The following is a 14,473-nucleotide window of genomic DNA, read 5'->3' on the forward strand; positions in this document are numbered from 1 at the left end:
AACAATTCGAACCCGGCGAAGTCTATCCCGCCCCTCTCCATTAGTTTAGAAATTTCTGAACTAAGTATTTGCCCGTAGCGATTCTTCCGCCGCACTACATTTCGCAGAATCGGCCCACAGCGGTGCCCGTGACCTTGCGAATGCGGTGCGCCGACATAAATAAAACAAAGACGATGAGGCCTTACCCGTGGACAAGATTCTTCACCAACCACTGGGCGGCAACGAAATGCCGCGCTTCGGCGGCATCGCCACCATGCTCCGACTTCCCCACGTACCGACCGCTGCCGGCCTGGACGCTGCCTTCGTAGGCGTGCCCCTGGACATCGGTACTTCGCTGCGCCCCGGCACCCGCTTCGGGCCACGCGACATCCGCACCGAATCGGTGATGATCCGCCCGTACAACATGGCCACCGGCGCTGCGCCGTTCGACTCGCTGTCGGTTGCCGACATCGGTGACGTAGCGATCAACACCTTCAACCTGCTCGACGCCGTGCGCATCATCGAAGAAGCCTACGACAACATCCTCGAGCACAACGTGATCCCGATGACCCTGGGTGGTGACCACACCATCACCCTGCCGATCCTGCGTGCGATTCATAAAAAGCACGGCAAGGTCGGTCTGGTGCACATCGACGCCCACGCTGATGTCAACGATCACATGTTTGGCGAGAAAATCGCCCACGGCACGACCTTCCGTCGCGCCGTCGAAGAAGGCCTTCTGGACTGCGACCGCGTGGTGCAAATTGGTCTGCGCGCGCAGGGTTACACCGCTGACGACTTCAACTGGAGCCGCGATCAGGGCTTCCGCGTGGTGCAGGCCGAAGAGTGCTGGCACAAGTCACTGGCACCGCTGATGGCCGAAGTCCGCGAGAAAGTCGGTGGCGGCCCGGTGTACCTGAGCTTCGACATCGACGGCATCGACCCGGCCTGGGCGCCTGGCACCGGCACCCCGGAAATCGGTGGTCTGACGACCATTCAGGCAATTGAAATCGTTCGCGGCTGCCAAGGCCTCGACCTGATCGGCTGCGATCTGGTAGAAGTCTCGCCCGCTTATGACACCACCGGCAACACCTCGCTGCTGGCCGCCAATCTGCTGTACGAAATGCTCTGCGTACTGCCTGGCGTGGTCCATCGCTGAGGATCGGGTCATGAACGAACGTGATCAGGTTTTGCAAGCGGCCGCCGATCTGGTGTCCGCCTTCGCCCGTAACGATCGCGAAGCTTACTTCGGTGCGTTCAGCGCCGACGCCAGCTTCGTCTTCTACACCCTCGAACAGCCTCTGCTGTCGCGCGATGCCTATCAGGCCTTGTGGGACAGCTGGCGCGCCGAGGATGGCTTCGAGGTGCTCTCGTGCACCTCGAGCAACGCCTTCGTCAGCCTGCAGGGTGACGTGGCGATTTTCATCCATGACGTGGCCACCGAGCTGCGCATGCAAGGGGAGCAACACTTCAGCCAGGAGCGCGAGACGATTGTTTTCAAGAAACAAGCGTCGAGCCTAGAACAACAAGGCCTTTGGCTGGCCTGCCACGAACATTTGTCCGCAATGCCGGAAGGGCTGCCATCCCCTTAGCCAAGACAGGTGACGCTCACGCACGATGAGCGCGCCTTTATGATCGGAGCAGATCATGAATAACAACAACAAAGACCAAAGCCTTACGCAGATTGAAACCCACGGGGTCGAACAGATCCCGGACAACGAACGCACCGCCGGCCCCGTGGATTTGTTCCGCATGATCTTTGGCGGCGCGAATACCTTTGCCACCGCCGTGCTCGGCAGTTTCCCGGTGCTGTTCGGCCTGTCCTTTCAGGCGGGCGTCTGGGCGATTGTCTCGGGCGTGCTGCTTGGCTCGCTGATCCTCGCACCGATGGGCCTGTTCGGCCCGCTCAACGGCACCAACAATGCCGTGTCGTCCGGTGCGCATTTCGGCGTGCACGGGCGGATCGTCGGTTCGTTCCTGTCGCTGTTGACCGCCATCGCCTTCTTCTCGCTCTCGGTGTGGAGTTCGGGGGATGCGCTGATCGGTGGTGCAAAACGCCTGATCGGCCTGCCGGAAACCGACCTGACTCTGGGCCTGGCCTACGGTCTGTTCGCGATTCTGGTGCTGACCGTGTGCATCTACGGCTTCCGCTTCCTGCTGTGGGTGAACAAAGTCGCGGTGTGGAGCGCGAGCCTGCTGTTCCTGCTGGGCATCTTCGCCTTCGCAGGTTCCTTCGATTCGCACTACGCCGGCACTGTCAGCCTCGGCCAGCCGGGCTTCTGGGCCGCGTTCATCGGCGCCGCACTGGTGGCCATGAGCAACCCGATTTCCTTCGGTGCGTTCCTCGGCGACTGGGCCCGCTACATCCCGCGTGAAACCTCGCGTCAGCGGATCATGGCGGCGGTGGTGCTCTCGCAGATCGCCACCTTCATCCCGTTCCTGTTCGGCCTGACCACCGCGACCATCGTGGCGATCCAGGCGCCGGACTACATCGCGGCCAACAACTACGTCGGTGGCCTGCTGGCGGTGTCGCCGAGCTGGTTCTTCTTGCCGGTGTGCCTGATTGCGGTGATCGGCGGCATGTCCACCGGCACCACGTCGCTGTATGGCACCGGTCTGGATATGTCGAGCGTGTTCCCGCGCCTGCTGTCGCGGGTCAAGGCGACGTTGCTGATCGGCGTGCTGTCGATTGCCTTCATCTTCATCGGGCGCTTTGCGGCGAATCTGGTGCAGAGCGTGTCGACCTTCGCCGTGCTGATCATCACCTGCACCACCCCGTGGATGGTGATCATGATCATCGGCCTGGTGGTGCGTCGCGGCTTCTACTGCCCGGATGACCTGCAAGTGTTCACGCGCGGCGAACAGGGCGGACGCTACTGGTTCAGCCACGGCTGGAACTGGCGTGGTCTGGGCGCATGGATCCCGAGCGCGGCGGTCGGCCTGTGCTTCGTCAATCTGCCGGGGCAGTTCGTCGGCCCGCTCGGTGAACTGGCCGGCGGCATCGACATCAGCCTGCTGGTGACCCTCGGTCTAGCGTCGGTGATGTACCTGACGCTGCTGAGCCTGTTCCCGGAACCGCGCGAAGTGTTCGGCCCCAAGGATGCCCGCAGCCAAGGCGCGGACGCACCGGCTAAAGCGCCGTTGCGACAGGCCGCCTGAAGAAACACATAACCCCTGTGGGAGCAGGCTTGCTCGCGAAAGCGATCTGTCAGTCACATCACTTTTGAATGTGCCGACGCCTTCGCGAGCAAGCCCGCTCCCACAAGGGCAGCAACTCAGAACCAAATTTGTTTCACCATAAAAAAGACAATCGGAGACACGCCATCATGGCTTTGGATTTATTCGTCGTCCTCATCTACGCCGCCGGCATGCTCTTGCTCGGCTACTTCGGCATGCGCAAGGCCAAGACCAACGAGGACTTTCTCGTTGCCGGTCGTAACCTCGGCCCAAGCCTGTACATGGGCACCATGGCCGCGACCGTACTGGGTGGCGCGTCCACCGTCGGCACCGTGCGCCTGGGCTACGTACACGGCATCTCCGGTTTCTGGCTGTGCGCGGCCCTCGGTTGCGGCATCGTCGCGCTGAACCTGTTCCTCGCCAAGCCGCTGCTGAAACTGAAGATCTACACCGTTACCCAGGTCCTGGAAAAACGCTACAACCCGATGGCCCGCTCGGCGAGCGCGGCGATCATGCTGGCCTACGCGCTGATGATCGGCGTGACCTCGATCCTCGCCATCGGCACTGTGCTGCAGGTGCTGTTCGGCCTGCCGTTCTGGGTCTCGGTGCTGCTCGGCGGTGGCGTGGTGGTGGTGTACTCGGCCATCGGCGGCATGTGGTCGCTGACCCTGACCGACATCGTCCAGTTCATCATCAAGACCGTTGGCCTGATGTTCATCCTCCTGCCCATCTGCCTGTACAAAGTCGGCGGCTGGGACGAACTGGTGCTGAAACTGCCGGCCACTGCCTTCAGCTTCACCACCATCGGCTGGGACACGATCATCACCTACTTCATGATCTACTTCTTCGGCATCCTGATCGGTCAAGACATCTGGCAACGGGTGTTCACCGTCAAGACCGCCAAAGTCGCGCAATACGCCGGCAGCATCGCGGGCATCTACTGCATCGTCTACGGCCTCGCCTGCGCCTTGATCGGTATGGCCGCGCACGTGCTGATCCCGGATCTGGACAACGTCAACAACGCCTTCGCCGCCATCGTCAAACTGTCGCTGCCGGACGGCATCCGTGGTCTGGTGATCGCTGCCGCACTCGCGGCAATGATGTCCACCGCCAGCGCCGGCCTGCTCGCCGCCGCCACCACCCTGACCGAAGACCTGCTGCCGAAGCTGCGTGGCGGCAAACAGTCGAGCCTGGGCATCAACCGCCTGTTCACCCTGCTGACCGGTGTGGTCGTGCTGGGTATCGCGTTGGTGGTCAACGACGTGATCAGCGCCCTGACCCTCGCTTACAACCTGTTGGTGGGTGGCATGCTGATCCCGCTGATCGGTGCAATCTTCTGGAAACGCGCCACCACCGCCGGCGCCATCGCCAGCATGGGCCTGGGCTTCGCCACGGCGCTGCTGTTCATGTTCAAGGACGGTCTGGATGCCAACACACCGATCTACTACAGCCTGGCTGTGGGTCTGGTGAGCTTTGTGGTGGTCAGCCTGGTCTCCCCTCGCCCAGCGACGGTAGCCAGCGCGATCTAAGCTTTGCTGTAACGACTTGATGCTTTCTTCGACGGGTGTGGCGTCGGTTGCCACACCCGTTTTTTTCGTCTGGAGAAAAGTGAAGATGAAGATCGTTTCTCGCGATCAGTGGTTTGAAGTGCAGAGTTTGAGCGATGGCATTCGGCTGATTCACGAGCCGTACATTCGGCCGTTCTACCGTTGCAACCTGTGGCATGTGCAGGGCCGCGACAAGGATCTGCTGCTGGACAGTGGTTCGGGATTGGTCAGCCTGCGCGAACAACTGCCGTGGATCACCGAGCGGCCGTTGGTGGCGGTGGCCAGCCATTGCCACTTCGACCACATCGCCGGGCACCACGAATTTGCCGAACGGCTGGTACATCCGGCGGAAGCGGACATTCTAGCGGCGCCGGATGGCGAGAATGACCTGAGCCGCGCTTTCGTCGGCGATGACATGTTCGAGGCGCACCCGGATTGCCCGTTGTGCTACGCCGAGTATCGGGTCAAAGCGGCGCCGGCCACCGGGTTTGTCGAGGATGGCGATGTACTGGATTTGGGTAACCGTACGCTGCAAGTGCTGCACACGCCGGGGCATTCACCGGGCGGGATCAGCCTGTATGAAGCGGCAACTGAAACGCTGTTCAGCGGCGACATCATCTACGACGGCCCGCTGATCGAGGACGCCTACCATTCAGATCTGAATGACTACGCCACCAGTCTGCGGCGTTTGCAGGCATTGCCGATCCGCACCGTGCATGGCGGGCACTTCGGCAGTTTTTCCGGGGAGCATTTGCGTTCGATGATTGACGAGTGGTTGCGCAAGCACGCCTGAGGCCTGCTGTACTCAAACAAAACAATCATCAGAAAATCTGCCATGAGAAGAGCTGCCGTGCGTGCCGCCGTGCACCGATACATTCGTCGCCTGCTGGAAACCCGCGAATTCAATGACAACACCAGCCTGGTGCAATTGGGACTGGAGAAAGCGGATATCGAGGATTTGATCTTTCATCTGGAAGATGAATTCGGACTGACGGCGTTTACCGCGGAGGAAGACCGTATGCTCAAGACCGCGAAAACGGCGAATGACTTGAGTCGGTTTTTAATTGAAATTGGACGGCATTGAGAGGGAATGCCAAATACATCCTTCAGGATGCTGGAAACCCCCTCACCACAAATAACCCCAGTCACCTGATGCTTTCGTGTGCCTACCGCCGACGCGGCTGGCGGCGGCGCTGCTCGTCATCGGTGCGAATCGGGACAGGTTGCAGAGGCGGTTCGATCAAGCCGAGGGCAACACCTAAATCGTGCAGCCAGTTTTGAATTTTCTCTTTCATCGTCATGCCCCCTTCAGGGTGGTGCTGAGCGGCCGGAATTCTGAGGCCGCTTCGCACTGATAATAGTCCGAAGTCCTACGCAATGCTCGGCGAAATCCGCAATGATCTGTTACTGAATTGAACAGAATTCCTGCCCATTCGTTCAAGCCGTTTCCCGGTTTTCATTCAGAGCCGCAGGATAGACGGCTTGCTGCACTTCAATCCACGCATTGAGGTTGGCGCCGAGCATGCCTTTGCGCCACATGAGCCATGTTGTCGCACCCGCGAACGGCTCGGCCAATGGATGCACCGCAACGTTCTCGCGACCCGGCAAACTGGCCAGCATCGACTCCGACATCAGCGCCACACCGCTGCCCGCCACCACACAAGCGAGCATGCCCTGATAGGACTCGATCTCCATCGCCCGGCCCATCGCCGCATGGGCGTGGGCAAACCACGCTTCCAGGCGCATACGGTAGGAACACCCCTGGCGAAACGTGAACACCGAGCGCCCTTCAACATCCGCAGCGCTGCGCACCGGTGGATGATCGATTTCCGTGATCAACACCAGGCGCTCTTCGCACAGCGGCACGCCATCGAGCGCGGCCAGCTCCAGCGGCCCGTCCACCAGCGCCGCGTCGAGGCGACCGGTGAGCAAGCCTTCCAGCAGTTCACCGCTCGGCGCCGACTGCACCTGCAGGTTCACCGCCGGGTACTGCTTGTGATAGCGCGCCAGCAACGCCGGCAAATGGATCGCTGCGGTGCTGTACATCGTGCCCAGGACAAAATCCCCCGCCGGCTGCCCGCCCATCACCGCCGCACTGGCCTGATCACGCAGGGCAAACAGTTTGCCGGTGTAGTCCAGCAAGACTTTTCCCGCAGGTGACAGCTGCAAACGCTGACGCTCGCGGACGAAAAGTTCGACGCCGAGTTGTTCTTCCAGCTGTTTAAGCCGGGTCGACAGATTCGACGGCACTCGATGCAAGCGTTCGGCGGCGCGGGTGATGGATCCCTCCTGCGCAACAGCCTGAAAAATCCGCAGTTGGCTGAATTCCACAACCTTTCTCCAGAACAGAATAGGTTACTCACTATTATTCAATTTTAAAGAAAGTCAATCAGTCCTAGCCTGACGGTCATTGAACCTCCAACGGAATCCAGACCATGTCGCCGCTGATTCGCTTATCCGCTTGCTTCGTCGCCCTGATGATGGCCATGGGCATCGGCCGTTTCGCCCTCACCCCGCAAATGCCGCACCTGCTCAGTGAAGGGCGGATTGATCTGACGGCCGCCGGACTGATTGCCGCCGCCAATTACCTCGGTTACTTGCTCGGTGCGGTGGATGCGATGTTCGCCCGCCGGCCGCAGCAAGTTCAGCGTCGCCTGCACGGTGGCTTGTGGCTGTGCGTTTTGCTGACCCTGGCGTCGTTCTGGGCTGACGGTTTCTGGTCGCATCTGGTATTGCGCTTCGGTACCGGCGTGGCGAGCGCCTGGGTGCTGGTGATGATCACTTCATTGAGTCAGCCACTGGCGGCGGCAGCAGGTCGCCCACGATGGGGTGCGCTGGTCTTTGCCGGACCGGGTCTGGGAATTTTCCTGACGGGGTTGCTGGCACTCATCTCACATCTGCTGAATCAGACGTCAGCGACGTTGTGGCTGATTTACGCCGTGGCCGCATTGTTGATGATGCTCGGGGTCTGGCGGTTTTTGCCGCAATCGGCGGCGGCTTCGTCAGTAGTCGCGACTCAAGTCAGTCCGTCGAATCGAGGTATCGGGCGTCTCGCCGTGATCTACGCGCTGTACGGCATCGGCTACATCATCCCGGCGACGTTTCTGTCGCAAATGGCTAACGCGCAGTTTCACGGGCAATGGCAAGCCGATCTGTTCTGGCCGTGCTTCGGTCTCGGCGCGGCCATCGGCGTGTTGCTGGTGAGCTTGCGCCGTCACGATCCGCAAACCACGCGCCACTGGTTGATGGCGACGTTGTGGCTGCAGGCCGCCGGGGTGTTTGCCTGTCTGCTGGGCAGCGGTTGGGGTCTGGCACTGGGCGTGTTGCTTTGCGGCACACCGTTTCTGGCCTGCATGCAACTGGTCATGCAACGCTCGCGGGAACTGGCGCCCCACGCCACCCAGCGCAACGCCGGCATGCTGACCGCCTGCTTTGCGCTGGGTCAGCTCAGCGGCCCGTTGCTGGCAGCGCTTAGCAGCCATTTCAGCGGTGGTTTGCAGCCGGCGCTGGTGATCGCCGGCTGCGGGTTACTGATCGCCGGCGGTCTGACCCTGCAATCGACTAACGCTGGCCGAGTGCTTTGCGCAAGCGCCGACGCACCCACTGTTCAGCGCTGACAAACGTGATGCCGAGCAACACCAGCACGGCACCGATGATGAAGTTCAGGCTCAGGTGTTCGCCAAGCAGCAACACACCAAAAGTGACGCCGAACAGCGGCGTCATGAACGAAAACACCGCAAGATTCGCCGCCAGATAGCGGCGCAACAGCCAGAACCACACCAGATAGCTGAAGAACGACACCACCAAACCCTGAAACAACACGCTGGCCACCGCCACGCTGGTCAGGCTGACATGGGTGATCTGGCCACTGAACAGCGCGATCAACAACAGGCCGAGGAAACCGACGATCAACTGATAGAACAGGGTCAGTGTCACGGGTGCCTCGGACAGCCGCGAAGCGCGCACCACCACCGTGGTCGCGCCCCAACAAGCGCCGGCGAGTACGCCAAAGGCATCGCCCAGCAGCATGCGTCGGTCGAGGTTATCCCACGACACACCACCGGCGAACGCAATAGCGATACCGATGAATGCGAGGAAAATCCCCAGCCACTGCAACGGCCGCAGACGTTCGCTGGCCAACAGAAAATGCACACCCAGCGCGGTAAAAATCGGCGCGGTGTAGAGGAACACCGACATGTGCGCCGCCGTGGTCAGTTGCAGACCTTCGGCGATGAAAAGGAACTCCAGACCAAACAGCGCACCGGCCAACAAACCTCCGCGCCAAGTGTTGCCGACCTGATCCCAGCCACCCTTCCAGCAGATGAGCAACCCGACCAGCAACGCGGAAATCCCCGAGCGACCCGCCGCTTGCATGACCGGCGCGATATCGGGCGCCGCCCACTTGATCATCACTTGCTGCACGCCCCAGATCAGGCACAGGCCGATCATCACTTGCAGGGCAAAACTGTCGGCATTGCGCCGATCGACACTCACCGCAACACCTCGAACACACACAACATGGCAGGCCATCCAATGGTCAGAAAACAGTGCCGAGGATTATCAATCAGTCAGGCTGAAAAAGCCGTCTGGAAAAGACATTTAGTTCTTCTGCTGCGCCACGGTTAAATGGCGGCGCAGCAACACGCCTCACGCATCAGGTCCGGCCAGCCGTCTCGCCAGCAAAAATCCGACAGTGCAAGCCACCGCAGTGGCAAACGTGCCCCACGCCCAATCCATTACGGCCACCTGCCCCGACCATCCACGCAGCGTCGCCCAATTGGTCAGGTCATACGTCCCGTACGCCACCAGCCCCAACAGCGCACCCTTCTTCGTCGCGTGTTGCCAGTTAGACGCGGGCAGCACCACGAACTGCAAGCAACCAAAAACGTACAGGCAATAAAAAACCGCTGCGGGAACCAGCAGCGGTTTTTCGAGCATCAGCGAACCGAGCAGTTCGCGATAGGTCGGCGCCATCAGCAGGCCAAGCCATATGCCGTCGAGCAAGAGAAACGTCAGCAGTGTGGCGACGTAGGCAATCAGCGCTTTTTTCATTTACCCGACCTCATGTGAGCCCATGCAACATGGGCCACACGCGACTCAGGTTAGTTCAATGCGATCGGCGTGAATGACGATTTTTCCGTCCTTGTACAGAGAGCCGATGGCCTTCTTGAAGTTACCCTTGCTGACACCGAACAGGCTGCTGATCAGTGCCGGGTCACTCTTGTCGCTGACCGCCAGCGTGCCGTCGTTCTCGCGCAACTTGGCGAGGATTTTCGACGACAGGCTGCTGGCCGCTTCCTGACCGACCGGTTGCAGGCTCAGGCTGATCTTGCCGTCGCTGCGCACTTCTTTGATAAAACCCTTCTCGCGCATGCCCGATCGCATGAACTTGAAGATCTCATTCTTGTGGATCAGGCCCCAGTGCTTGTTATTGATGATTGCCTTGAAGCCCATGTCGGTGGCTTCGGCGACCAGCAGATCAACTTCCTGGCCAGCGCTGTAAGTGGCCGGTGTCTTGTCCAGGTAGCGATCCAGGCGCGCGGTGGCGGTGATGCGTCGGGTGTGCTTGTCGAGATAGACATGCACCACGCAGTACTCGCCAGCGGTCATCTGACGTTTCTCTTCGGAATACGGCAGCAGCAAGTCCTTCGGCAACCCCCAGTCGAGGAATACGCCGATGCTGTTGACTTCAACAACTTTCAGACTGGCAAACTCGCCCACCTGAACTTTTGGTTTTTCAGTGGTAGCGAGAAGTTTGTCTTCGCTGTCCAGATAAATAAATACGTTGAGCCAGTCTTCATCTTCGCTGGGAATATCTTTAGGGATATAACGGTTGGGCAAAAGAATTTCGCCGTCGGCACCGCCGTCCAGATATAAACCGAAGTTAGTGTGTTTAACCACTTGCAAACTGTTGTAACGCCCGACTAAAGCCATTTCCAGAACCCTCATTACGTGGGCGGCATTCTACCCGGTTTTGCCCTGCGCGTTGGCGGGCCGTGGCGCCGATCGCGGAAATTCTCTGCAAAGCCTTGATTTATCTGGATCTGCACGGCGCAGGGTGCCACTCGTCAGTCCGTCGTGGCACCTGGCGACCATGCACCAAAGCCGCATCCCGCAATAAACTTTTTATTTAAAACAGCAGGTTAGCGGCATATTCCGAATAATTAATCGAGAATAATCCACCTGCGCACTGGGTTATTCCGAGAGATATTTGCCAAGCAATTGTCAAGTTATTCCTGTACGATGCCTGGCCGAGTTACTTTTCTACAGGTTAATGGCCGCCATGCGTGTAAAAGCATCCACCAGCAAAGCAAAGCCTGCTCCAGCCGTTGAAACCAGCGAATCGATCAACGATCAGATCGCAGCGTTCCTCAAGTCCGGCGGCGAGATCCAGCAAATTGCCAAAGGCGTCAGCGGCCAGACGTTCGGCCCGTCCAAGCAGATCAGCCTGGGCAAGAAGTAATACCCGGTTTTACACCCGTCCAGAGGCGCTTTGAGCTTCGAAGCGCCTGGACTGGCACCCTCGCCACACCCCACTTCTGTTTAATCAATCTTGCATAAATCGACGAACGGCCATCAATGCCGATCATTCGCCGGTATCCTTGCACGCGTCTAGATCAAGCGTTTCAGCAGGCCCGCCGGCCAGCGCTCGCTGTTCATGGAGTGACGCATGCGCAAAACATCCTGTTTATTACTTGTAGGCCTGTTGGCATGCACGGCCGCGCACGCGCAAATTTTCCAGCGTGAACTCGGCGACTTCGACCTCAAACTCGGCACGACCCCCAGCCGCAGCATGGCCCAGGGACTGGTCAAACCTTCAGCGGTTGGCTCGTTCCACGGCGGCCTCGACTTGAGTCACGACAGCGGTCTGTATTTTGGCCAGTACGCGCCCAGCATGGGCATCTCGCCGGGCAAGAACCTCGAAATCGATTCCTACGTCGGCTTCAAACAACCTTTCGATCAGACCCTCGGCTACGAAGTCGGGATGATCCACTACAGCTATCCCAAAGTAGACACCCTCGACAGCCAGGAACTGTTCGGAGGTCTGACTTTACTCGGCAGTCGTTTCGGCGTCGCCTTCAGCAATGACCCGGATAAACAGAACAACACCCTGTTCGCCGACCTCGGCGGCAATCAACCGTTCGGCATCGGCGTCAGCATGAAATACACCACCCACCAACTGAACACACCCGTGTCGGTGGACGGCGGATACGTCAGCAGTTTTACCGATTGGTCGGTGAAATTTTCCCGGCCGTTCATGGGTGTCGATCTCGACCTGATCTACAGCAACTCAAGCCTCAGCGGCAGCGATTGCTCGGCCTACTCCGGACATAACAGCGAGTGCGATGGCCTCGTCACGCTCAAGGCCGAACGCGCGTTCTATTGATTGGCTGAACTGCCGCGCGCATTCTGCGTTCACATAAGAATCAGACCCTCGAAGCCAGGCTCACGCAAGGATTCGCCCATGTCTCGCTGGTTCAAACGCATCACCGCGCTGCTGATTTTCACCCTCGCCCTCGGCGCCTGCAGCCGCGTCGGCCTCGCCTACCGCAACCTCGACGTGATCATTCCGTGGACGCTCAGCGACTATGTGGACATGAACGGCGAGCAGAAAGACTGGTTCAACGAACGCCTCAAGGAACACCTGAACTGGCACTGCACCACGCAGTTGCCGGGCTATCTGGATTGGCTGGATCGCTTGCAGACGATGGTCGAAACCAATCAGGTCACCGACGCAGCGCTGCAGGCACGCACCGTGGAAGCCAAACAGGCCATCGCCGAGACGGCGCGCGAAATCACGCCGTCGGCAATCGAGTTGTTGCAGGGACTGGATGACAAGCAGGTCGTGGAAATGAACGACGCGTTTACCAAGGATCTGCGCAAACGCCAGCAGGAATACCTCAAACCACCGCTCAGCCAACAGATCGCCGAACGTGCTGCGCGTATGGATAAACGCTTGAACGACTGGCTTGGCCCGCTGAGCGTGACCCAGGAACAACGCGTTACGGCCTGGTCAACGGCGCTGGGCGATCAAAACACTCAATGGATCGCCAACCGTGCGCATTGGCAGAAGCAATTCAGCGCCGCTGTCGCACAACGCAGCAGTCCAGAATTCCCACAGAGAATCGAGACTCTTCTGGTCAATCGCGAGAGTTTATGGACAGCGGATTACCGCAAGGCCTACGCCGATACCGAAGCGCAGGCGCGTTTGCTGGCGGTTGATCTGATGGCCGAAAGTACGCCGCAACAGCGTCAGCGGTTGTTGAAGAAGATCGAGGGTGTGCGCAAAGACTTCAACGACCTCAAATGCTTGAAGGCCGCAAACAAAATGTAAGCCTGATTTCATTCCAATGTGGGAGCGGGCTTGCTCGCGAAAGCTTCGCATCAGTCAAAATTGTCGTTAACTGACACACCGCTTTCGCGAGCAAGCCCGCTCCCACATGGAGATGATCGTTACCTGTCAGGCAATCTGCGCCTTGGAAGCCACGTGATCAAACGTCGCCTCGGCCAGCGCATCGTCCTGCTCATCCAGCACCTGACGCGGGTGGTCATTACCGGGAATGCTGCTGTCTATCAGGCTCAGCAGGCTCGAACCGCGTGGCGTCAGTACAAAATTGTTGCCCGTGCTGCCCTCTTCATCCGGACGCGGTGCAATGTAGCCGCGCAAGAGCAGCAACCTTTCATAGTCACAGGCCAACGTTTTCAGGTGATCAAGGTTCTCGATCGGCTCGCCCGCGCTGGCTTTTGCCGCCGCGTAGTCTTCGGCGTAGGCCCGAGGGGCAAAGCTATGGCCGGCGCTGTTCTGCACTTCGTGCAACAAGCGTTCAATCAAATCCCAGTTGTAAGTCGTCATCCTGATTCAACCTCCGGTGCGCGTGATTGTCTGGCGCGTTCATAGGTTGTGACCGGCGCCGTTCGCTGCCGTTCAGGATTATTCGGCGGGTCGACCGACCGGCGGTCTGTCGAATTCCCGGAGGGTTAAACGACTAGTCTGAGACAGACGGTTTCAACCCCGCAGGAGAAATCATCATGAACGTTGAGAATCATCCGGTGGTATCGCGCGAAGAATGGCTCGCCGCCCGCAAACAGCATCTTGCTGACGAAAAAGCTTTCACCAAAGAACGCGACCGCCTCAGCGCCAAACGTCGCGCCTTGCCTTGGGTGAAGGTCGACAAGGACTACCATTTCCAGGGCCCGAACGGCGAATTGAAACTGAGCGACCTGTTCGGCAAACACAGCCAGTTGGTGGTTTACCATTTCATGTTTGCCAAGGACTGGGAGGAAGGCTGCCAGGGCTGCTCGTTCCTCAGCGATCACATCGACGGTGCCAACCAGCACCTGGCCCATCACGACGTCGCTGTCGTTGCTGTTTCCCACGCGCCGTTCAACGAGTTTCAGGACTTTAAACGGCGGATGGGCTGGAAGTTTGACTGGGTGTCATCAGAGGGTTGCGACTTCAACTACGACTTTGGCGTTTGCGCCCGGGCGGAAGACGTTGCCGCTGGAAAGGCTACTTACAATTACGAAAAAACCGAAAGCGCCGAGGAGGAAATGCCGGGGCTGAGCGTGTTTTATCGAAACGCCAAGGGTGAAATTTTCCACACCTATTCAACTTATGCCCGGGGACTGGACATGCTGGTCGGCGCCTACAACTACCTCGACCTCACGCCCAAGGGCAGGAATGAGGACGAGATCATGGAGTGGGTGCGGCATCATGATCGGTATGAAGGTGCGGCAAAATCCGCCTGCTGCCATGAGCAGTGAAACTG

At 59.3% G+C, this 14,473-nt stretch carries 17 protein-coding genes; 11 read left to right on the forward strand and 6 right to left on the reverse strand.

The window, feature by feature from the left end; all coding sequences use genetic code 11:
• The first annotated feature begins 187 nt into the window (after positions 1–187).
• The 6 genes from speB (at position 188) to F2P67_RS19530 (ending at position 5,787) form a co-directional block, all read left to right on the forward strand.
• Positions 188–1,138 carry an agmatinase gene (gene speB / locus F2P67_RS19505; protein ID WP_003222717.1) on the forward strand — a complete coding sequence of 317 codons (951 nt, stop codon included), beginning with the start codon at positions 188–190 and terminating at the stop codon, positions 1,136–1,138.
• Between the two features lie 10 nt (positions 1,139–1,148).
• Positions 1,149–1,571 carry a YybH family protein gene (locus tag F2P67_RS19510; RefSeq protein WP_108225938.1) on the forward strand — a complete coding sequence of 141 codons (423 nt, stop codon included), beginning with the start codon at positions 1,149–1,151 and terminating at the stop codon, positions 1,569–1,571.
• A gap of 55 nt (positions 1,572–1,626) precedes the next feature.
• Positions 1,627–3,138, forward strand: coding sequence for a purine-cytosine permease family protein (locus F2P67_RS19515; protein WP_166222556.1), 1,512 nt, complete (start codon positions 1,627–1,629; stop codon positions 3,136–3,138).
• Between the two features lie 167 nt (positions 3,139–3,305).
• The gene (locus tag F2P67_RS19520) at positions 3,306–4,685 is read left to right on the forward strand and encodes a sodium:solute symporter family protein (protein WP_166222558.1); all 1,380 of its coding nucleotides are present in this window, start codon (positions 3,306–3,308) and stop codon (positions 4,683–4,685) included.
• Between the two features lie 85 nt (positions 4,686–4,770).
• Positions 4,771–5,496: an MBL fold metallo-hydrolase gene (locus tag F2P67_RS19525; RefSeq protein ID WP_166222560.1), complete on the forward strand. Its 726-nt coding sequence runs from the start codon at positions 4,771–4,773 to the stop codon at positions 5,494–5,496.
• A 42-nt stretch (positions 5,497–5,538) separates the two neighbouring features.
• The gene (locus tag F2P67_RS19530; protein WP_166222562.1) at positions 5,539–5,787 is read left to right on the forward strand and encodes an acyl carrier protein; all 249 of its coding nucleotides are present in this window, start codon (positions 5,539–5,541) and stop codon (positions 5,785–5,787) included.
• 82 nt (positions 5,788–5,869) lie between these two features.
• Here the strand turns inward: F2P67_RS19530 and F2P67_RS27980 are convergent, their stop codons facing one another.
• Together F2P67_RS27980 and ptrR are read right to left on the reverse strand one after the other, a co-directional pair.
• Positions 5,870–5,998 (reverse strand): PA1414 family protein, encoded by a 129-nt coding sequence (locus tag F2P67_RS27980; protein WP_003184145.1) that lies wholly within the window; start codon positions 5,996–5,998, stop codon positions 5,870–5,872.
• Positions 5,999–6,140: 142 nt separating this feature from the next.
• A complete protein-coding gene (ptrR, locus tag F2P67_RS19535) occupies positions 6,141–7,034 on the reverse strand; it encodes a putrescine utilization regulator PtrR (RefSeq protein WP_166222564.1) in 894 nt (297 codons plus the stop codon).
• A 104-nt stretch (positions 7,035–7,138) separates the two neighbouring features.
• Between ptrR and F2P67_RS19540 the strand changes: the two genes are divergently transcribed.
• Positions 7,139–8,320: an MFS transporter gene (locus tag F2P67_RS19540; protein ID WP_166222566.1), complete on the forward strand. Its 1,182-nt coding sequence runs from the start codon at positions 7,139–7,141 to the stop codon at positions 8,318–8,320.
• On the opposite strand, the gene F2P67_RS19545 is transcribed toward F2P67_RS19540, so the two are convergent.
• From F2P67_RS19545 to F2P67_RS19555, 3 genes are all read right to left on the reverse strand, one after another.
• The gene (locus F2P67_RS19545) at positions 8,265–9,197 is read right to left on the reverse strand and encodes an EamA family transporter (protein ID WP_166222568.1); all 933 of its coding nucleotides are present in this window, start codon (positions 9,195–9,197) and stop codon (positions 8,265–8,267) included. The genes F2P67_RS19540 and F2P67_RS19545 overlap by 56 nt on opposite strands.
• Positions 9,198–9,350: 153 nt before the next feature.
• Complete coding sequence (locus tag F2P67_RS19550; RefSeq protein ID WP_166222570.1) at positions 9,351–9,755, reverse strand: DUF2177 family protein; 405 nt, start codon at positions 9,753–9,755, stop codon at positions 9,351–9,353.
• 45 nt (positions 9,756–9,800) lie between these two features.
• Complete coding sequence (locus F2P67_RS19555; protein ID WP_103306187.1) at positions 9,801–10,637, reverse strand: CvfB family protein; 837 nt, start codon at positions 10,635–10,637, stop codon at positions 9,801–9,803.
• A gap of 340 nt (positions 10,638–10,977) precedes the next feature.
• Between F2P67_RS19555 and F2P67_RS19560 the strand changes: the two genes are divergently transcribed.
• From F2P67_RS19560 to F2P67_RS19570, 3 genes are all read left to right on the forward strand, one after another.
• Positions 10,978–11,166 carry a hypothetical protein gene (locus F2P67_RS19560; protein ID WP_016985943.1) on the forward strand — a complete coding sequence of 63 codons (189 nt, stop codon included), beginning with the start codon at positions 10,978–10,980 and terminating at the stop codon, positions 11,164–11,166.
• A gap of 207 nt (positions 11,167–11,373) precedes the next feature.
• Entirely contained in the window at positions 11,374–12,090 is a 717-nt protein-coding gene (locus F2P67_RS19565; protein ID WP_166222572.1) for a TorF family putative porin, read from the forward strand.
• A gap of 78 nt (positions 12,091–12,168) precedes the next feature.
• The gene (locus F2P67_RS19570) at positions 12,169–13,038 is read left to right on the forward strand and encodes a DUF6279 family lipoprotein (protein ID WP_166222574.1); all 870 of its coding nucleotides are present in this window, start codon (positions 12,169–12,171) and stop codon (positions 13,036–13,038) included.
• Between the two features lie 126 nt (positions 13,039–13,164).
• Here the strand turns inward: F2P67_RS19570 and F2P67_RS19575 are convergent, their stop codons facing one another.
• Positions 13,165–13,557: a transcriptional regulator gene (locus F2P67_RS19575; protein WP_166222576.1), complete on the reverse strand. Its 393-nt coding sequence runs from the start codon at positions 13,555–13,557 to the stop codon at positions 13,165–13,167.
• A 176-nt stretch (positions 13,558–13,733) separates the two neighbouring features.
• Between F2P67_RS19575 and F2P67_RS19580 the strand changes: the two genes are divergently transcribed.
• Positions 13,734–14,468 carry a DUF899 domain-containing protein gene (locus tag F2P67_RS19580; protein ID WP_166222578.1) on the forward strand — a complete coding sequence of 245 codons (735 nt, stop codon included), beginning with the start codon at positions 13,734–13,736 and terminating at the stop codon, positions 14,466–14,468.
• Positions 14,469–14,473 lie beyond the last annotated feature (5 nt).

This window comes from Pseudomonas atagonensis, from assembly GCF_011369485.1.
Lineage (GTDB): Bacteria > Pseudomonadota > Gammaproteobacteria > Pseudomonadales > Pseudomonadaceae > Aquipseudomonas > Aquipseudomonas atagonensis.